This is a genomic window from Micromonospora sp. WMMD964 (assembly GCF_029581455.1).
In the GTDB taxonomy this organism is placed as follows: domain Bacteria; phylum Actinomycetota; class Actinomycetes; order Mycobacteriales; family Micromonosporaceae; genus Micromonospora.
Genome location: NZ_CP120860.1, coordinates 6032879 through 6051431, shown reverse-complemented (window position 1 = coordinate 6051431; position 18553 = coordinate 6032879). Strand labels below are relative to the sequence as shown.

18 protein-coding genes are annotated in these 18553 nt (G+C 72.4%); all 18 read left to right on the top strand.

All coding sequences use genetic code 11. From position 1 onward, the window contains the following. Positions 1 to 45 precede the first annotated feature (45 nt). The 18 genes from O7616_RS27490 (at position 46) to O7616_RS27405 (ending at position 18518) form a co-directional block, all read left to right on the top strand. Entirely contained in the window at positions 46 to 1608 is a 1563-nt protein-coding gene (locus O7616_RS27490) for a UDP-N-acetylmuramoyl-L-alanyl-D-glutamate--2,6-diaminopimelate ligase (protein ID WP_282304636.1), read from the top strand. Beyond that, positions 1605 to 3005, top strand: a complete 1401-nt coding sequence (gene murF, locus O7616_RS27485) for a UDP-N-acetylmuramoyl-tripeptide--D-alanyl-D-alanine ligase (RefSeq protein WP_282304635.1) — start codon at positions 1605 to 1607, stop codon at positions 3003 to 3005. The genes O7616_RS27490 and murF overlap by 4 nt, the downstream gene beginning before the upstream one ends. Continuing rightward, positions 3002 to 4126, top strand: coding sequence for a phospho-N-acetylmuramoyl-pentapeptide-transferase (gene mraY, locus O7616_RS27480; RefSeq protein ID WP_282257582.1), 1125 nt, complete (start codon positions 3002 to 3004; stop codon positions 4124 to 4126). The genes murF and mraY overlap by 4 nt, the downstream gene beginning before the upstream one ends. Positions 4127 to 4502: 376 nt before the next feature. Continuing rightward, positions 4503 to 5948 (top strand): putative peptidoglycan glycosyltransferase FtsW, encoded by a 1446-nt coding sequence (locus O7616_RS27475; protein WP_282307743.1) that lies wholly within the window; start codon positions 4503 to 4505, stop codon positions 5946 to 5948. Continuing rightward, complete coding sequence (gene murG, locus O7616_RS27470) at positions 5948 to 7054, top strand: undecaprenyldiphospho-muramoylpentapeptide beta-N-acetylglucosaminyltransferase (protein ID WP_282257585.1); 1107 nt, start codon at positions 5948 to 5950, stop codon at positions 7052 to 7054. The genes O7616_RS27475 and murG overlap by 1 nt, the downstream gene beginning before the upstream one ends. After that, on the top strand, positions 7051 to 8607 hold the full coding sequence (murC, locus tag O7616_RS27465) for a UDP-N-acetylmuramate--L-alanine ligase (RefSeq protein ID WP_282304634.1): 1557 nt from the start codon (positions 7051 to 7053) through the stop codon (positions 8605 to 8607). Before murG ends, murC begins: the two co-directional genes overlap by 4 nt. Further along, complete coding sequence (locus tag O7616_RS27460; protein WP_282304633.1) at positions 8604 to 9422, top strand: FtsQ-type POTRA domain-containing protein; 819 nt, start codon at positions 8604 to 8606, stop codon at positions 9420 to 9422. The genes murC and O7616_RS27460 overlap by 4 nt, the downstream gene beginning before the upstream one ends. A gap of 246 nt (positions 9423 to 9668) precedes the next feature. Beyond that, entirely contained in the window at positions 9669 to 10784 is a 1116-nt protein-coding gene (ftsZ, locus tag O7616_RS27455; RefSeq protein WP_282257589.1) for a cell division protein FtsZ, read from the top strand. Positions 10785 to 10793: 9 nt separating this feature from the next. Continuing rightward, positions 10794 to 11537, top strand: a complete 744-nt coding sequence (locus O7616_RS27450) for a YggS family pyridoxal phosphate-dependent enzyme (protein WP_282304632.1) — start codon at positions 10794 to 10796, stop codon at positions 11535 to 11537. 190 nt (positions 11538 to 11727) lie between these two features. Beyond that, the gene (gene sepF / locus O7616_RS27445; protein WP_282257591.1) at positions 11728 to 12420 is read left to right on the top strand and encodes a cell division protein SepF; all 693 of its coding nucleotides are present in this window, start codon (positions 11728 to 11730) and stop codon (positions 12418 to 12420) included. Between the two features lie 30 nt (positions 12421 to 12450). Then, positions 12451 to 12756 carry a YggT family protein gene (locus tag O7616_RS27440; RefSeq protein ID WP_030334503.1) on the top strand — a complete coding sequence of 102 codons (306 nt, stop codon included), beginning with the start codon at positions 12451 to 12453 and terminating at the stop codon, positions 12754 to 12756. 44 nt (positions 12757 to 12800) lie between these two features. Further along, entirely contained in the window at positions 12801 to 13607 is an 807-nt protein-coding gene (locus O7616_RS27435) for a DivIVA domain-containing protein (protein ID WP_088988417.1), read from the top strand. An 80-nt stretch (positions 13608 to 13687) separates the two neighbouring features. Next, the gene (locus tag O7616_RS27430; protein WP_282304631.1) at positions 13688 to 14413 is read left to right on the top strand and encodes a hypothetical protein; all 726 of its coding nucleotides are present in this window, start codon (positions 13688 to 13690) and stop codon (positions 14411 to 14413) included. Between the two features lie 10 nt (positions 14414 to 14423). After that, complete coding sequence (locus O7616_RS27425; RefSeq protein ID WP_282304630.1) at positions 14424 to 14729, top strand: DUF167 domain-containing protein; 306 nt, start codon at positions 14424 to 14426, stop codon at positions 14727 to 14729. Between the two features lie 22 nt (positions 14730 to 14751). After that, complete coding sequence (locus tag O7616_RS27420; RefSeq protein WP_282257598.1) at positions 14752 to 16251, top strand: potassium/proton antiporter; 1500 nt, start codon at positions 14752 to 14754, stop codon at positions 16249 to 16251. A gap of 227 nt (positions 16252 to 16478) precedes the next feature. Next, a complete protein-coding gene (locus tag O7616_RS27415; RefSeq protein ID WP_124770807.1) occupies positions 16479 to 16898 on the top strand; it encodes a TraR/DksA C4-type zinc finger protein in 420 nt (139 codons plus the stop codon). A gap of 64 nt (positions 16899 to 16962) precedes the next feature. Next, positions 16963 to 17577: a signal peptidase II gene (gene lspA / locus O7616_RS27410; RefSeq protein WP_282304629.1), complete on the top strand. Its 615-nt coding sequence runs from the start codon at positions 16963 to 16965 to the stop codon at positions 17575 to 17577. After that, on the top strand, positions 17574 to 18518 hold the full coding sequence (locus O7616_RS27405) for an RluA family pseudouridine synthase (protein ID WP_088988423.1): 945 nt from the start codon (positions 17574 to 17576) through the stop codon (positions 18516 to 18518). The genes lspA and O7616_RS27405 overlap by 4 nt, the downstream gene beginning before the upstream one ends. Positions 18519 to 18553 lie beyond the last annotated feature (35 nt).

Here is an 18553-nt window from a genome sequence, read left to right as displayed (position 1 = left end):
CGGCGGGACATCATCGGTGAGTGCCGACGAACCACCGGGGCGGCTGTGCGGCCGGAACCGGACGACCGGGTAGGGTCTGACGCCGTGCCCGGCAATCCACGTCCACGTACCGTGACCGGAGTCCGGCTCGGTGATCTTGCCGTCCGACTCGCCGTCGACCTCCCGGCGGACGCCGCCGCGGTGCTCGTCACCGGGGCCACCCACGCCAGCGGTGAGGTCCGCCCCGGCGACCTGTACGCGGCCCTGCCCGGTGCCCGTCGGCACGGCGCGGAGTTCGCCGCCGGCGCCGCCGAAGCGGGTGCCGTGGCCCTACTGACCGACCCGGCGGGTGCGGAGACGGCCGCCGGGAGCGGTCTCCCGGTCCTGGTGGTGCCCGACCCGCGTGCCGTGCTCGGCGAGCTGGCCTCGGCCGTGTACGGCGACCCGACCGCCGACCTGACCGTCATCGGGATCACCGGCACCGCCGGGAAGACGTCCACCGCGTACCTGGTCGAGTCGGGGCTGCGGGCCGCCGGCCACACCACCGGGCTGATCGGCACGGTGGAGACGCGCCTCGGTGACCTGGTGATCGACAGCGTGCGTACCACCCCGGAGGCGACCGACCTGCACGCCATGCTGGCCACCGCCCGCGAGCGGGGGGTGACGGCCGTGGTCATGGAGGTCTCCAGCCACGCGCTGGCCATGGGCCGGGTGGGTGGTGTGCGGTTCGCCGTCGGCGGCTACACCAACTTCGGCTCCGACCACCTGGACTTCCACGCCGACAGCGACGACTACTTCGCCGCCAAGGCCCAGCTCTTCGACGGGCGGTGCGCGGTCGAGGTGCTCAACCACGACGACCCCGCCCTCAAGTCGCTGTACAAGCCGGCCACCGTCACCTACTCGGCGGCCGGCGACCAGGGCGCGACCTGGTGGGCCGACGGCGTGAGCGGCGAGGGGTACGCCCAGCGGTTCACCGCGCACGGCCCGGACGGCGTGGTCCTGTCCGGCGGGGTGGCGTTGCCCGGGCGGCACAACGTGGCGAACGCGCTGCTGGCGATCGCCGCGCTGGTCGGCGCCGGGGTGGCCCCGCAGACCGCGGCGGACGGCGTGGCGGCCTGCGGTGGCGTGCCGGGTCGCCTGCAACTGGTCGACGTCACCGCCCCGGTACGCGGCGTCGTCGACTACGCGCACAAGTCGGACGCGATAGTGGCCGCGCTGGCCGCGCTGCGGGAGCTGAGCGCCGGTCGGCTGATCTGCGTGATCGGCGCCGGCGGGGACCGGGACCGGGGCAAGCGGCCGGTGATGGGCGCCGCCGCGGCGGAGGGAGCCGACGTGGTGCTGGTGACCGACGACAACCCGCGTACCGAGGACCCGGCGGAGATCCGCGCCGAGGTGCTCGCCGGGGCGTACCGGGCCGCCACCGCCGCCCGGATCGTGGAGGTGGCGGGCCGCCGCGCCGCGATCGACGAGGCGGTCCGGCTGGCCGAGCCGGGTGACGTGATCGCGCTGCTCGGCAAGGGGCACGAGCGGGGCCAGGAGGTGGCGGGCGAGGTGTTCCCGTTCGACGACAGCATCGAGTTGGCCGCCGCGCTGCGGGCCCGCTTCGAGGACCCGGCGGGTCAGCGATGATCGCGTTGAGCCTGGCCGAGGTGGCCGCCGCCGTCGAGGGGCGGCTCGTCGCCGCCGACCCGGCCGCCACCGTCACCGGCAGCGTCGAGTTCGACTCGCGCAAGGTGGGTCCGGGGTCGCTCTTCGTGGCCTTCCCCGGGGAGAAGGTCGACGGGCACGACTATGCGGCGACGGCCATCGAGGCCGGCGCGGTGGCGGTGCTGGGCAGCCGCGAGGTGCCCGGGGTGCCGATGGTGATCGTCGACGACGCGCTGACCGCGATGGGCCGGTTGGCCCGCGCCGCGGTGGACCGGCTCCCCGACCTGACCGTGGTCGGGGTGACCGGCTCCTCCGGCAAGACCACCACCAAGGACCTGATCGGCCAGCTCACCGCCCGGCTCGGGGCCACGGTGGCGCCGCCCGGCTCGTTCAACAACGAACTGGGCCACCCGTACACCGCCCTGCAGGCCGGACCGGACACCCGCTACCTGGTGATGGAGAAGGGCGCCCGCGGGATCGGGCACGTGCGGTACCTGTGCGAGCTGGTGCCGCCGCGGATCTCCGTGGTGCTCAACGTCGGCACGTCGCACATCGGCGAGTTCGGCTCGCAGGACAACATCGCGCTGGCCAAGGGCGAGCTGGTCGAGGCCCTGCCGGCCGACGGACTGGCCGTGCTGAACGCCGACGACCCCCGGGTGGCCGCGATGGCGAGCCGCACCGAGGCCCGGGTGGTCCGCTACGGCGAGGCGTCGGACGCCGACGTACGCGCCGAGGACGTCACGTTGGACGAGCGGGGGCACCCGTCGTACACCCTGGTCACCCCGGAGGGGCGCGTGCCGGTGCGGCTCGGTCTGACCGGCCGCCACCAGGTCGGTAACACGCTCGCCGCGGCGGCGGTCGCCCGGGAGCTGGGCATGCCGCTGGCGGAGCTGGCCACGGCCCTCGGTGAGCTGGGCCTGGTCTCGACCCGGCGGATGGACGTCTTCGACCGGCCCGACGGGGTGACGGTCATCGACGACTCGTACAACGCCAACCCGGCCTCGATGGCGGTGGCGGTGCGGGCGCTGGCCGGCATCGGCCAGGGGCGGCGTACCGTCGCGGTGCTCGGTTACATGGCCGAGCTGGGCCCGTTCGAGCGGGACGGCCACGCCGAGGTCGGTCGACTCGCCGCCGAACTGGGTGTCGACCGGCTCCTCGTGGTGGGTGAGCCGGCTGCGCCGATCCACGAAGGCGCGACAGCGGTAGCGAACTGGGGAGGAGAGTCGGTGCTGCTCACCGATCAGGCAGCGGCCGTCGAGGTGCTGCGGAGCGAACTACGACCGGGTGACGTCGTCCTGGTCAAGGGCTCCCGGTATCGGACCTGGGAGGTGGCCGACGCCCTGCGCGCCGACGCCGCCGCCGGGGAGGCCGGCCGATGAGGGCGGTCATCGTCGCCGTCGGGGTGGCCTTCATCGTCTCGCTCTTCTGCACCCCGATCGCGATCAAGGTGTTCACCCGGCTGAAGGCCGGCCAGCCGATCCGGGCCGAGGGCCCGGCCATGCACCAGGGCAAGAAGGGCACGCCGACGATGGGCGGCGTGGTCTTCATCCTGGCCACGGTCATCGCGTACGTGGCCGGACACCTGGCGCTGACCACCCTGCCGGACGCCCAGATCGCCCAGGTGGAGCCGACCATCACGGCGTTGGTGCTGCTGGGGCTGATGGTCTTCTCCGGCGCGGTGGGCTTCATCGACGACTTCCTCAAGGTGCGCAAGCGCAACAGCGCCGGCCTCAACAAGCGGGGCAAGCTGCTCGGCCAGATCCTGGTCGGCGCGGTCTTCGGGGTGATCGCGCTGTGGTTCCCCAGCACGATGACCGACGCCACGGGTAGGGCGACGAACACCGAGACCGTGGGCAGCACCACGCTGAGCTTCATCCGGGACATCGACTTCCTGGAGGTCAGCAAGGTCGGCGCGGTGATCATCTTCATCTTCGTGGTGATGGCCGCGACGAACGGCGTGAACCTCACCGACGGTCTGGACGGTCTGGCCACCGGCGCCTCGGTGATGGTGCTCGCCGCGTACGCGCTTATCGCGTTCTGGCAGTACCGGCACTGGTGCGCCGACCCGAGCTACACCCAGCCGTACTGCTACGAGGTCCGCGACCCGTTGGAGATCGCGCTGATAGCCGGGGCGGCGGCCGGGGCCTGTGTGGGCTTCCTGTGGTGGAACACGTCCCCGGCGCGGATCTTCATGGGTGACACCGGGGCGTTGGGGCTGGGCGGCCTGATCGCCGGCATGGCGATGTCCACCCGCACCATCCTGCTGCTGCCGATCATCGGTGGGCTCTTCGTGATCATCACGATGTCCGTGGTGATCCAGATCATCTCCTTCAAGACCACCGGCAAACGGGTCTTCCGGATGTCTCCGCTCCAGCACCACTTCGAGTTGGCAGGCTGGAGCGAGGTCAACATCGTGGTGCGTTTCTGGATCATCGCGGGAATCGGCGTGGCCATCGCCCTGGGCCTGTTCTACAGCGAGTTCCTGGCCAACATGACCTGACCCGCACCCGGGCCTCCCGCCGACCCCCGACCCTCGGCCCCGCCCCGGACGCCCCGGCGCCCGGGGCTGCGCCTGCCCAAGATCCGCGCAACGTCGGCGACGTTGCTGTCTCGGCGTGCTCTGAGGCAGCAATTTCCCCGATGTCGTGCGGATCTTCCCGGTCCGACACGCCGGGGGTCTCGTTGTGGGCTCGCCGGGCGTGGCTAGCGGTGATGATGTCGGGGTGGGGGAGGAACCAGGCACCGACGACAGGACAGCCAACCGACCGCGACGGTCACCGGGCTCGGCACGTACCGCGGAGGCCGGGGCGCCGCCGGACGACGCCCGCGGCCCGGAGCCGGGCGGGGCGCCACGCACGGCGGAACCGCCACCGGCGGTGCCGCTACGCGGGCTGGACGGGGCCGCCGGGCTCGCCGCGTTGCGCGGCCTGCTGGACCGGCCGCTGGCCTCCTACTACCTGCTGCTGTCCTGTGCCGGCCTGCTGCTGCTGATCGGGTTGACCATGGTCTTCTCGGCGACCAGCGTGAAGGACTACGCCGAGGACGGCAACGCCTCGGCGTCGGTGACCAAGCAGGCCATCTTCGCGGTGATCGGCATCGGCGCGTTCTGGGTCTGTCAGCGGCTGCCCGCCAGCACCTACCGGTCGCTGGGCCGGCCGCTGCTGTTCGCCTCGATCGGGCTGTTGCTCCTGCTCAACCTGCTGCTCGCCTACGCCCGGCTGACCGACCAGGACTCCGCCCGGGTCGGTCCGCTCGAGGCGCGGCTGCTCTGGCTGTTCATCGGCGGGATCCAGGTGCAGCCCTCGGAGTTGGCCAAGTTCGCGCTGGTGTTGTGGGGCGCGCACCTGATCGCCCGCAAGGGTGCCGCGTTGGGTTGGTGGCGGGAACTGGCCACCCCGCTCTTCCCGGTGATGGGCCTGCTCTTCGTGCTTGTCGGTTACAACGACGTCGGCACGATGCTCTGCCTACTGGCCCTGGTGGTGGGGCTGCTCTGGGCCGCCGGCGTCCGGATGCGGGTCTTCGGCGTGCTGACCGTGGTCGGCCTGCTCGGCGTCGGCCTGCTCGTCGCGGTGGCCTCGCTCGGGGCCGGCTCCGGCGAGCGCGGCGCGGACAACTACCGCCTCGCCCGGCTGGCCATGTTCTTCAGCCCGCCGGACCCGGAGACCTGCAAGCTCAACGACTGTCTCCAGTTCTACCAGGGGCGGCTGGCCATCGAGCACGGCGGCTGGTTCGGCGTCGGGCTGGGCAAGGGCAGCCTGAAGTGGGACTGGCTGCCCGAGGCGCACAACGACTTCATCTTCGCGATCATCGCCGAGGAGTTGGGCGTGATCGGCTGTGCGGTGGTGCTCGCCCTGTTCGCCGTCCTCGCGTACACCGGGTTGCGGATCGCCCGCCGGGTCGACGACCCGTTCCGGCGGCTCGCCGCCGCCGCGGTGACCACCTGGCTGGTCAGCCAAGCCGTGATCAACATCGGTGGGGTGGTCGGGCTGCTGCCGATCACCGGCCTGCCGCTGCCGTTCATCTCCGACGGCGGAAGTGCCCTGGTGGTGACGTTGGCGGGCATCGGCATGCTGGCGTCCTTCGCCCGCGCCGAACCCGATGCGGCCAGAGCACTGCATGCCCGTCCGCCGGCCCGGTGGGTCCGACTACTCTGGGCCCCGTTGCCGCCGCTTCCCGGCCGGCGCCGCCGACCGGCGACGCCACCGGCGGCCCGAGGGCCCGTGCCCCGGTCGCGGGAGCGACGGAAGGACGACCAGGCCGCACCGCGCGGTGTCCGGCAGGGCCGGAGCCGTCAGGGTACGGCGAGCGAGAGGAGACGCTGATGGGTCCGCTGCGTTCGGTGGTGCTCGCGGGAGGTGGCACCGGGGGGCACGTCTACCCGCTGCTCGCCTTCGCCGACTGCCTGCGCCGACACGACCCGGGCGTCCGGATCACCTGCCTCGGCACACCACGCGGCATGGAGAACGACCTGATCCCGCCGCAGGGCTACGATCTGCGGCCGATCCCGGCGTACCAGCTGCCCCGGTCGGTCAACATGAACCTGGTCCGTACCCCGGGCCGGATGTGGACCGCGGCGCGCGCCGCGGGCAAGGTGATCGACGAGGTGAAGGCCGACGTGGTCGTCGGCTTCGGCGGGTACGTCTCGGTGCCGGCCTACCTGGCCGCCTGGCGTCGGGAGATGCCCATGGTGATCCACGAGGTGAACGTGCCGCCGGGCGTGGCCAACCGGCTCGGGATGAAGTTCACCAAGAACGTCGCCGTCGGCTTCCCGCACCAGCCGAGCCAGGCCGAGTCGCTGCGCGACGCCACCATCGTCGGGGTGCCGCTGCGCCGCAGCATCGCCGCACTGGACCGGTACGCGCTGCGCAACGCCGCCCGCGCCCACTTCGGGCTCCGCCCGGACCTGCCGGTGCTCTTCGTCTCCGGCGGCTCGTCGGGCGCCCGCTCGATCAACCTGGCGGTGTCCGGGGCGGCCAAGGAGTTGGCCCGCAACGGCGTGCAGGTGCTGCACGTGATGGGCGCCCGCAACGAGCCGGTGCCGATCCCCACCGACCTCCCCGTGCCGTACGTGACCCTGCCGTACCTGTCCGAGATGGAGCTGGGCTACGCCGCAGCCGACCTGATGCTGGCCCGGGGCGGCGCGATGACCGTCGCCGAGGTCTCCGCGATCGGGCTGCCGACGATCTACGTGCCGTACCCGCACAGCAACCAGGAGCAGCGGCGCAACGCCCTGCCCGTGGTGGAGGCCGGCGGCGGGATCCTGGTCGACGACGCCGAACTCACCCCGGACTGGCTGGAGCGCACCGTCATCCCGCTCATCCGCGACCCGCAGCGGTTGCAGGGGATGGGCGCCGCCGCGGCGAGGTACGGGCGACGGGACGGTGACGAGGCGCTGCGCTCCTTCGTGCTGCAGGCGGTGGCCCGATGACCGCGCAGTTCACCCCGGCCGGCACGCTCACCGCCGAGGACCTGGGCACGGTCCATCTGATCGGTGTCGGTGGGGTGGGCATGCTCGGCGTGGCCCGGCTGCTGCTCACCCGGGGCATCCGGGTCTCCGGCAGCGATCTGCGGGAGTGGCCCTCCCTCGCCGGGCTGCGGGCGCTCGGCGGCACCATCTACCTCAGCCACGAGGCGACCAACCTCGACGGGGTCGACACCGTCGTCTACTCCTCGGCCATCCCGCAGGACCACCTGGAGCTGGTCGAGGCGCGTCGGCGCGGCCTGCGGGTGCTGCACCGCTCCGAGGCGTTGGCCGCGGCGATGACCGGTCGCCGGGCGATCGCGGTGGCCGGGACGCACGGCAAGACCACCACCACGTCGATGGTGACGATGGTGTTGCAGCAGGCCGGGGTGGACCCGTCCTTCGTGATCGGCGGCGAGATCTCCGAGGTCGGCTCGGGCGCCCACCACGGCACCGGCGAGCACTTCGTGGTCGAGGCGGACGAGAGCGACCGGTCGTTCCTGATCTACCGCCCGTACGTCTCGATCATCACCAACGTCGAGGCGGACCACCTGAACACCTACGGCGACTACGCGACGCTGGAGGCGGCGTTCGTGGAGTTCGCGCGCCTCACCGACCCGGACGGGTTCATCATCACCTGCGCCGACGACGCGGGCGGTCGACGGCTGGCCGAGAGCCTTCGCGGCGAGGGGCGGCGGGTGTTCACCTACGGCGAGGCCGCCGACGCCGACCTGCGGTTGACCGAGATCTCCTCCTCGGCGCGTGGGGTGCGCTACCTGGCCGCCATCGACGGCCGGTCGCTGGGCGAGTTCCGGCTGCCGGTGCCGGGGCGGCACATGGGGCTCAACAGCGCCTCCGCGGTGCTGGCCGCGTACCTCCTGGAGCTGCCTCTGGAGGCGGCGGAGGCCGCGCTGGCGGTCTTTCCCGGGGTGCGACGGCGCTTCGAGCGCAAGGGTGTCGCGGACGGCGTGCTGGTCTACGACGAGTACGCCTACCACCCGACGTCGATGACGCTGGCGTTGCAGACGCTGCGCGAGGTGGCCGGGGACGGGCGGTTGATCGTCGTCTTCCAGCCGTACCGGCTGTACCGCACCCGCGACAACCAGGCGGAGATCGCGGAGGCCCTCGCCATCGCCGACGAGGTGGTGCTGCTCGAGGTCTTCGGGCCGGGCGAGCTGCGCCAGCCCGGCGAGGGCTCGGCGGCGCTGATCGCGGCGGTGGACCTGCCCGCCGAGCGCAAGGTCTTCGTCGACTCGTGGGAGGCCGCGCCGGTCGAGGTGGCCCGTCGGGCCCGCCCGGGGGACGTGGTGGTGACCATGGGTGCCCCGCCGATCTCGCTGATGGGCGACGAGTTGCTGGCCGCGCTGGGGGAGCGGACGGCCGGCTCCGCGACGGTCGACCCGGTGGGCGCCGCCCCGGTGCTCGGTGATCCGGTGCCGGGTGGGGCCACGGCCGGCGGCGACGGTGCGGCCCTCGGTGGCACCGCCGCCCCCGGCGGCACGGCGCCCACGGCCGGATGAGTCCCGGGCCGGCCCGAGGGCGGACCAGCGCCGGCGACGGCGGCGTACCGCGCCGTGGTCCGGCCCGGCGTTGGCAACTCGTCCGGGCCGGTCGGGACGCCGTTCCGCCCTCGACCCGCCGGTTCATGGCCCGGGCCCGGCAGCGCCGGATGCGCGCCGCACTTCCCTGGGCGGTGGCCGCCGGGGTGCTCGCGCTGGCCGGGCTGGTCGCCTGGACGGTGCTCGGCACCGGGCTGTTCGGTGTGCGGGAGGTACGGGTCGAGGGTGCCGACCTGGTGACCCCGGTGCAGGTGCACGACGCGGTGGCGGTGCCGGACGGGGTGCCGCTGGCCCGGGTGGACCTGGCCGCCGCCGCCCGTCGCGTCGGCGCGCTGGCCCCGGTGGAGCGGGCCACCGTGTCCCGGGATTGGCCCGGCACGCTCGTGGTGCGGGTGACCGAGCGGACTCCGGTGGCGGCGGTGCCGCAGGGGCAGCGGTTCGCCCTGATCGACCGCAGCGGGGTGGCGTTCCGCACAGTGGATCAACGACCCGCCGAGTTGCCCCAGGTGACGGTGGGCCGACCGGCCGCCGACGACCCGGGCACCCGCGCCGGGCTGGAGGTGCTCGTGGCGCTGACCCCGCAGCTGCGCGCCGAGGTGGTGGACGTGAACGTGGAAGGGCTGGCCCGGATCACCCTGCGGCTGAAGGGGGACCGGACGGTGGTCTGGGGCGACGCGACGCGGGGCACCGACAAGGCGCGGGTGGCCACCGCGCTGCTCGACCAGGACGCCGATCGGATCGACGTGAGCGCGCCGGACGTGGTGACCTTCCGGTGAACCGGGAAGCGCGTGACGCCGTGACCCGTTGCGCTCCGCCCGGCGACACGCCGGGCGGGTCCTTGGCTCATGGCGTGGTGGCGCTTACGTTGCCCCGAAGAGGTTCAGTGGTTGACATAACTGTAAGCCTCTAGTAGAGGGTGAGGGTTCACCCCTGATCCTCGCTGGTGACAGCTGTCGTCGGCCGCTGGTCTGGCCACGCCGTACCCGGTCGGCCGAAGCCAATCTCGAAGGAAAGGACCGGAGATGACACCTCCGCACAACTACCTGGCGGTCATCAAGGTCGTCGGCATCGGGGGCGGCGGCGTCAACGCCGTCAACCGGATGATCGAGGTTGGGCTCAAGGGCGTCGAGTTCATCGCGATCAACACCGATGCGCAGGCGCTGCTGATGAGTGACGCCGACGTGAAGCTCGACGTCGGCCGGGAGCTGACCCGCGGCCTGGGGGCCGGGGCCAACCCGGACGTCGGCAAGAACGCCGCCGAGGACCACCGCGACGAGATCGAGGAGGTGCTCAAGGGCGCCGACATGGTCTTCGTGACCTGCGGTGAGGGCGGCGGCACCGGCACCGGTGGCGCGCCCGTGGTGGCCAACATCGCGCGCAAGCTCGGCGCGCTGACGATCGGTGTGGTGACCCGCCCGTTCTCCTTCGAGGGCAAGCGCCGTCAGGTGCAGGCCGAGTCGGGGATAGACGAACTCCGCAACCAGTGCGACACGCTGATCGTGATCCCGAACGACCGGCTGCTGGCCCTGGGCGACCGCAACATCAGCATGATGGACGCGTTCCGCACGGCCGACCAGGTGCTGCTCTCCGGTGTGCAGGGCATCACCGACCTGATCACCACCCCGGGTCTGATCAACCTGGACTTCGCCGACGTCAAGAGCGTGATGAGCGGCGCCGGCAGCGCGTTGATGGGCATCGGCAGCGCCCGCGGTGAGAACCGCGCGGTGGAGGCGGCCGAGGCGGCCATCTCCAGCCCGCTGCTGGAGCAGAGCATGGACGGCGCGCGCGGCGTGCTGCTCTCCATCGCCGGCGGTTCCGACCTCGGCCTGTTCGAGATCAACGACGCCGCCCAGCTGGTCACCGACGCGGCCCACCCGGACGCCAACATCATCTTCGGTGCGGTGATCGACGACGCGCTCGGCGACGAGGTGCGGGTGACGGTCATCGCGGCGGGCTTCGACGGCGGTACGCCCGCGTACAAGGCGGCCGAGCCGACCCGCAAGACCAACACCAACCAGCCGGCGCCGCAGAGCACGCCGGTGTCGGCACCGGCGACCAATCCGGCTCCGGCGCAGTCGCCGCGCCGCGTGCTCTTCGACGACGTGGACGTTCCCGACTTCCTCAAGAACGGTTCCTGAGCAGCGCCGATGACCGACAGCTCAGCCACGGTGCGGCCGGAACGGCACGCCGAGATCGCGGCCGGCCTCGCTCAGGTGCGGTCCCGGATCGCCGACGCCTGCGCGCTCGCCGGACGGGACCGCGCCGACGTCACGATGATCGCGGTGACCAAGACCTACCCGGCCGGCGACGTGTTGGCGTTGGCCGGGCTCGGGGTGACCGACATGGGGGAGAACCGCGACCAGGAGGCGGCCGTCAAGGCCGCCGAGGTGGCGGCGGCCGGGGTGCGTCCCCGGTGGCATTTCATCGGTCAGTTGCAGCGCAACAAGGCCCGCTCGGTGGTCCGGTACGCCGACGTGGTGCACTCCGTCGACAGTGTCCGGCTGGCCCGGGCGTTGGCCACCGCGACCGCCGACCGGGAGTCTCCGCTCGACGTCCTGGTCCAGGTGAGCATCGACGGCGACGCGGCCCGGGGCGGGGCGTTGCCCGGGTCGGCCGATCCGGGCGCCGGGCTGGAGCCGGTGGCCGAGGCGGTGGCCGACGCGTCCGGGCTGCGTCTGGTCGGCCTCATGGCGGTCGCTCCACTGGGTTGGGAACCGGAGCGGGCATTCGCCGGCCTCGCCGAGGTTGCCGACGTGTTTCGGCGCGTCCACCCGGGAGCGACAGAGCTGTCCGCGGGGATGAGTGGCGATTTCGAGGTCGCGATCCGATATGGCGCGACACATGTCCGCGTCGGTAGCGCGTTGCTCGGAATGCGTTCCACGCTGCGGTAGCCTGACCGCGAGACATGCAAATTACATCAGTGTTGTTTCAGAGGCGGCGTCTCCTGGTCGGGGGTCGTGGCGCGCGACGCGAATCGCGCGCCGGGGGATTGCCGTCTCGGTCCGATGGGCATGGTTGTCCACTCGCGACGGGCGACATGGCACGGGGGCGCGTGCCGCACGGCGGACGGAAGGGCGCGGGATGGGTGCACTGCGCAAGGCGGGGGTCTGGCTCGGTCTGGTCGAGGAAGACGACGAGCGGGCCTACGACGACGGTGGCTACGACAAGGGTGGCTACCGCGAGTCGCGTTACCGGCAGAGCCGGTACGCCGAGGAGTTCGCCGACGAGGACGAGGACGACACCGAGGAGCCGCCTGCTCCCCGGCCGCGGGTCAGCGAGCGGGGGCGGCTCTCCGAGCGCACGAGCGCGCGGTTGGGTGAGTCCGAGCGTGGTGACGGCGAGCGTCCGGAGCGGATCGAGCGGTCCAGCGTCCGGTCGATCACCCGGTCGTCGGCCGGTGAGACCTCCGGCGCGCTGACCTACCACACCCGCGACAACCTGGCCCTCGCGCCGCAGGTCACGGCACGTGAGCGGGCGTTGCCCGAGGAGGAGCAGCGGTACCAGATCACGACGCTGCACCCGACCACCTACCGCGAGGCGCGCACGATCGGTGAGCACTTCCGCGACGGGGTTCCGGTGATCATCAATCTCACCGAGATGGATGAGGCCGATGCCCGCCGTCTGGTGGACTTCGCCGCCGGTCTGGCGTTCGGCCTGCGCGGTACGATCGAGCGCGTGACCAATCGGGTGTTCCTGCTCTCACCGGCTAATGTCCAGGTCACCGCTGAGGACAAGGCCAAGATCGCTGAGGGCGGTTTTTTCAGCCTGAGTTGACCCCGCCCGACCCGAGGGACGTCGCTGACCGTGTTGTCGATCTTACTGCAAGTGCTGTACCTGATCCTTTATGTCTTCCTGCTCCTTCTCCTGTCCCGGTTCGTGTTGAGCGCCGTCCTGCAGTACGGCCGGCGCTGGCAACCGGGACGCGGCGCATCGGCAGGATTGGAATCCGTGTGGAGCGTCACTGATCCCCCTCTCAACGCGTTGAGGCGTGTGATCCCTCCGCTGCGAATTGGTACCGTGAGCATCGACCTGGCCTCCCTTGTGCTCCTGGTTATCCTGTTCGTGCTGATGGAGTTCGTGTTAGGGCCGTCGATCAGGGCATCTGCCTGATGACCGACGCGCTTTCGCGGCCGCAACTGACCCGAGGAGTTTCGATGCCGCTGACCCCGGCCGACGTCCACAACGTCGCCTTCAAAAAGCCGCCGATCGGCAAGCGGGGGTATGACGAGGAAGAGGTCGACGCCTTCCTCGACGAGGTCGAGCGCGAGCTCGCCCGTCTCATCGAGGAGAACAACGAGCTGCGCGCCCAGGTGGAGCGCGGCGGCCGTGGCGGCGCCCCCGCGGGCCCCGGCGGCGACGCCCGACTGGCGGCGGAGCTCAACGACGTCAAGGCCCAGCTGGACCGGGTGCAGCGCGACAAGTCGGCGGCCGAGCAGGCCGCCCGCGCGATGCAGGCCGAGCTGGAGCAGGTCCGCACGACCGGCGGCCCCGCAGGGGTCACCGGTGACGGCGAGCAGCAGGCCCTGCGCGTGCTGATGATGGCTCAGCGCACCGCCGACGACCACGTGTCCGACGCCCGCCGCGAGGCCGACAGCCTGCTGTCCGAGGCTCGCAGCAAGGCCGAGGAGGTGACCCGGGAGGCACGCGCGAAGGCTGACGCCCTCGAGCGGGACGCCCGCCAGCGGCACCAGGAGGCCATGGGCGGCCTGGACGCCAAGCGCACCGCCCTGCAGAAGCACATCGAGGAGCTCAAGCAGTTCGAGCGTGAGTACCGCACCCGGCTCAAGGCGTACCTGGAGAGCCAGCTGCGGGACCTCGACGGTCGCGGCCAGGGCCTCGAAGCCGAGATGACCCGCTCCGAAGCCGGCCGGGTCGCCGGCGGCAACGGGCTGGCCGCCGCGGGCCTCGCCGGTTCGTACGGTGGCGGCGGGCGCTCCGGCGCCCTCGAAGCCGGACGCTGAGCACCGGCCGGCGATCGGTCTCCGACAATGGTGACGGTCGCCGGCCCCGCCTTGGCAGTACGACGCGGCGGGGGTGAGCCGTGATAGTCGCAAGTCTCCTGCTCATCCTCGTCGCGGTGGTCCTCCTGGTGCTCGGCCTGGCCGGTGGGTCCAGCTTCCTGTTGATCATTTCAATCGCGGCCAGTCTGCTGGCCGCCGTGGCGTTGGTGGTGGGCGCCCGCCAGGCAGCCGCCAACCGCGCGACGGTGGACCCCGATCGGACCAGCCGGCGACACCCCGACGGACCCCGCACGGCCAGCCAGGCCACGGGTTCCGCGTACGGGCCGCCGCTGGCCGAGCCGGAGGTGCCGGTCCAGCACGTGCCCACGACGGTCGGTACCGGCGGCACCGGGTGGCGGCAACCACCCGAGCCGCCGGTCGACGATGAGCCGCCGCTCGGCTCCCGGGCCGACGATGCCGCGCCGTTCGTGACGACGGCCGACGGCGTGTCCGCTCCCGCCCGGCCGGTCAGTCCCGCGTCGCCGTCCTCGACATCGACCGACGGCGCCCTCCACGACGGCCGCCCGGTGCCCGACGAGCCGGCGGAGCAGTCGGTCACCCCCGCCGAGGCGGCCCGGGTGGCGCGACTCCCCGATGCCGTGCAGGTGGTCGACGGTCACCCCCGCTACCACCTCGCCAGTTGCCGCTACCTCGCCGACCGGGTGCCCGAGGAGCTGCCGGTCGCCGAGGCCGTCGAACTCGGTTTCACCCCCTGCGCGCACTGCGCGCCGGCCACCGCCCTGCTCGCCGACGTCCGGCCGATCTGAAGCGGCGCCGGTGCCCGCGCAGGAGACGCTCACCGTCGCGGTACGGGTGAAGCCCGGTTCCTCCCGGGACCGGGTGGGTGGGCGCTTCGACGGTCCACACGGGCCGGCCCTGGTGATCGCCGTGCACGACCCAGCCGTCGACGGGCGGGCGACCGAGGCGGCCCGCCGGGCGTTGGCAGCCGCCCTGGGGCTTCGGCCGGCCGCGGTGTCGCTGCGCGCCGGCGCGGCCAGCCGGGACAAGCTCTTCCTCGTCGACCGGCCCACGCCGGAGCTGCCCGCGCTGCTGCGCCGACTGCGCGACGGATCCGCCGAGTGAGGAACGCCCAGGCCAGGCAGCCGTGACACCCGGGTTGGACATCGCGCTGCTGCTCGGTGCGGCCGTGCTGCTGGTAGCCGTCGGTGCGGTGCGGCTGTCCACCCGCCTCGGCGTGCCCAGCCTCCTCGTCTACCTGGCGCTGGGCGTGGCGATCGGCGAGGGCGGGCTGGGCATCCGCTTCGACGACGTCGAGCTGACCCGGGCGCTCGGCTTCTGCGCTCTGATCGTGATCATCGCGGAGGGTGGTCTCACCGCCCGGTGGACCACGCTACGGCCGGTGCTCGGGCTGGCCTCGGCGCTCTCCACGGTCGGCGTGATCGTGAGCATCGTGGTGGTCGGTGTCGCCGTACACCTTCTGTTGGGGTTGGACTGGCGGTTGGCGTTGCTCTACGGGGCCGTGCTGTCGTCCACCGACGCGGCGGCCGTCTTCGCCACCCTGCGCCGGCTGCGGTTGCCGCCCCGGCTGGTGGCCACCCTCGAGGCCGAGTCGGGCATGAACGACGCCCCGGTGGTGCTGCTGGTGGTGCTGCTGTCTCACGAGGGCTGGGCGCATCCGTGGTGGTACGAGGCCGGGTTGGTCTGCTACGAGCTGGGCGTGGGCGCGGCGGTGGGCGTGGGCGCCGGTGTGGCGGGCACCTGGGCGCTGCGTCGGGCGGCGTTGCCGTCGGCCGGTCTCTATCCGATCGCCGCGGTGGGCATCACCGTGTTGGCGTACGCCGCCGGAGCGGTGCTGCACGCCTCGGGTTTCCTCGCCGTCTACGTGGCCGGGGTGCTGCTGGGTAACGCCCGGTTGTCGCACCGGCAGGCGATCCTGGGTTTCGCGGACGGGCTCGCGTGGCTCGCCCAGATCGGGCTGTTCGTCCTGCTCGGGTTGCTGGCCTCACCGGGTCGGCTGGCCTCGGCGGTGCTGCCCGCGGTGGTCGCGGGGCTGGCCCTGGTGCTGCTGGCTCGGCCGTTGTCGGTGGCCGTCTCGGCGTTGCCGTTCCGGGTCGGCCTCCGCGAACAGGCGTTCCTGTCCTGGGCGGGGCTGCGCGGGGCGGTGCCGATCGTGCTGGCCACCATTCCGCTCTCCGAGCGGGTGCCCGGTGCGGAGCGTCTCTTCGACGTGGTCTTCGTGCTGGTGGTGATCTTCACGCTGGTGCAGGCCGGGGCCCTGGGGCCGTTCGCCCGTCGGTTGGGGGTGACCGCGCCGACCGAGGCCGCCGAGATCCACGTGGAGACCGCCCCGCTGGAGCGGATGCGCGCGGACCTGCTCCAGGTGGAGGTGCCGCCGGGCTCGCGGTTGGCCGGCGTGCACGTCGACGAACTGCGGCTGCCGTTGGGCGCGTCGGTGACGTTGGTGCTGCGCGACGGGGTTGGTTTCGTGCCCGCGCCGGACACCCGTCTGAAGACCGGCGACAGCCTGTTGATCGTGGCGACCGCCGGGGTGCGGGACGCCGCCGAACGGAGGTTGCGGGCGGTCAGTCGGCGGGGTCGGTTGGCCCGGTGGTTTGGCGAACACGGTGATGAGGTGCCTGGTTGATCTGCTAGCGTTCCCTTTGCCCCAGTTTGGCAGGGCTAGGGGCTGTTGAGCGGTGCGACGGTGCGGCACGTTGTCGGACGCCTGTACGTTCCGTATTCTTGCCAACCTCCGGAGTGCGCGGCCAACGTCGCCGTGCGCCCCTTTTCGTCCATTAGGGGACGCCTTGGTCGGCGCCCCCTGACCAGGATGCCGCTAACCACGCGGCTCCCCGGCCGAGGGAGCGACCCATGGCTAAGCCAGCCGACACCAGGACCGCCGGGCGTAAGCCGGTGGCCAAGGCCACCCGGAGCACTGCGGAGACCGAGAAGATCCGGGCGGCGTTGGCGGCGCGGCGGGACGAGCTCCGCGCCGAGTACGATCAGACGCTGAGCGAGATCACCGAGCTGCAGCGCGACCGGCTGACCGACTCGGCCGGGGACGACCAGGCCGACACGGGCACCAAGACGCTCGAGCGGGAGCAGGAGATCTCTCTCGCCAACAGCATCCTGGAACGGATCACGCAGGTGGAGCGCGCGCTGGAGCGCCTCGACGAGGGTGGTTACGGCTGGTGCGAGCGGTGCGGCAACCCGATCCCGGTCGAGCGCCTCGCCGCATTCCCGTCGGCCACCCAGTGTGTGACGTGCAAGCAGCTGGAGGAACGGCGCTGAGGTCCGTTCCCCGGCGGCGATGAGACGGTGAGCGATCACCGCCGAGACTGTCGATGGGGAGCGCATGACCGCAGTACCGTCCGCCGAACCCGGCCGCACCGATCCGGGTGGCGGCACCCGCCGACCTCGGGCCGTCGTGATCCTCGCCGGAGTCGCCCTGCTGGCCCTGCTGGCCGACCTGGTCACCAAGCACCTCGCGCTGGCCGCGTTGACCGACCGGGAGCCGGTCCGACTGCTCGGCGGGTTCGTCTACCTGAGCCTGACCCGCAACAGCGGCGCCGCCTGGAGCATCGGGGCGGACCACACCTGGGTCTTCCCGCTGATCACCATCGGTGTGGTCGGCTGGATCGTCTGGATGGCACTGCGGCTCCGCTCACTGCCCTGGGCGATCTCCCTCGGCCTGGTGCTGGGTGGCGCGCTGGGCAACCTCGTCGACCGGATCTTCCGGGCACCCGCGCCCTTCCACGGGCACGTGGTCGACATGATCAGCCTGTTCGACCCGTACGGCCAGGTGTGGCCGGTGTTCAACCTGGCGGACAGCTCGCTGGTCTGCGGCGTACTGCTGGCCGTGCTGTTGGAGTTGACCGGCCGCCAGCGTGACGGCGGGCGGGCCGGCCGCGACGGCGACCCGGCCGAGACCGACGCCGCCCAGGGCGCCGACCAGCGGGAGCGGGCATGACCTCCGCATTCGCCGCCGGCGGCGACCACCGTTCCCTGCCGGTGCCGGACGGCCTCGACGGCATGCGACTGGACCAGGCCGTGTCCCGCCTGTTCGGGCTCTCCCGCACCGCCGCCGCGGCCCTGGTGGATGCCGGGGACGCGCTGGTCGACGGCAGCGCCCGGCCCAACTCGCACAAGGTCAAGGCCGGCTCCTGGCTGGACGTCACGTTGCCCGCCCCGGTCGCGCCACCGACGGTGGTGCCGCAGGCGGTGCCCGGCCTGCGGGTCGTCTACGCCGACGACGACATCGTGGTGGTCGACAAGCCGGTGGGGGTGGCGGCCCACCCGAGCCCCGGGTGGACCGGCCCGACGGTGATCGGCGGCCTCGCCGCGATCGGGCACCGCATCTCCACCAGTGGCGCCGCCGAGCGCCAGGGCGTGGTGCACCGGCTCGACGTGGGGACCACCGGGATCATGGTGGTCGCCAAGAGTGAACAGGCGTACACGGCGTTGAAGCGGGCCTTCAAGTACCGCGAGGTGGACAAGGGCTACCACGCGGTGGTGCAGGGTCACCTGGACCCGCTGCGCGGGACGGTGGACGCGCCGATCGACAGGCACCCCACCCACGACTACCGCTGGGCGGTGGTGTCCGGCGGCAAGCCGAGCATCACCCACTACGACACCCTGGAGGCGTTCCCGGCGGCGAGCCTGGTCGACGTCCGGCTGGAGACCGGTCGGACCCACCAGATCCGGGTCCACTTCTCCACCCTGCGGCACCCCTGCGTGGGTGATCTGACCTACGGCGCCGACCCCACCCTCTCGGCCCGTCTCGGTCTGGCCCGACAGTGGTTGCACGCCCGCGAACTGAGCTTTCTGCATCCCCGAACGGGGGACGAGGTCCGGTTCGTCAGCGACTACCCTGACGACCTGGACCGTGCGCTTCAGATCCTGCGTGACTGAGCGGCGACCGCCCGACACCGATCCGACGAGGGGAT

Coding starts and splice junctions, on each gene's coding strand:
- murF (WP_282304635.1), top strand. CDS start 1,605: ATGATCGCGTTGAGCCTGGCCGAGGTGGCCGCCGCCGTCGAGGGGCGG.
- mraY (WP_282257582.1), top strand. CDS start 3,002: ATGAGGGCGGTCATCGTCGCCGTCGGGGTGGCCTTCATCGTCTCGCTC.
- murG (WP_282257585.1), top strand. CDS start 5,948: ATGGGTCCGCTGCGTTCGGTGGTGCTCGCGGGAGGTGGCACCGGGGGG.
- murC (WP_282304634.1), top strand. CDS start 7,051: ATGACCGCGCAGTTCACCCCGGCCGGCACGCTCACCGCCGAGGACCTG.
- O7616_RS27460 (WP_282304633.1), top strand. CDS start 8,604: ATGAGTCCCGGGCCGGCCCGAGGGCGGACCAGCGCCGGCGACGGCGGC.
- ftsZ (WP_282257589.1), top strand. CDS start 9,669: ATGACACCTCCGCACAACTACCTGGCGGTCATCAAGGTCGTCGGCATC.
- O7616_RS27450 (WP_282304632.1), top strand. CDS start 10,794: ATGACCGACAGCTCAGCCACGGTGCGGCCGGAACGGCACGCCGAGATC.
- sepF (WP_282257591.1), top strand. CDS start 11,728: ATGGGTGCACTGCGCAAGGCGGGGGTCTGGCTCGGTCTGGTCGAGGAA.
- O7616_RS27435 (WP_088988417.1), top strand. CDS start 12,801: ATGCCGCTGACCCCGGCCGACGTCCACAACGTCGCCTTCAAAAAGCCG.
- O7616_RS27415 (WP_124770807.1), top strand. CDS start 16,479: ATGGCTAAGCCAGCCGACACCAGGACCGCCGGGCGTAAGCCGGTGGCC.
- lspA (WP_282304629.1), top strand. CDS start 16,963: ATGACCGCAGTACCGTCCGCCGAACCCGGCCGCACCGATCCGGGTGGC.
- O7616_RS27405 (WP_088988423.1), top strand. CDS start 17,574: ATGACCTCCGCATTCGCCGCCGGCGGCGACCACCGTTCCCTGCCGGTG.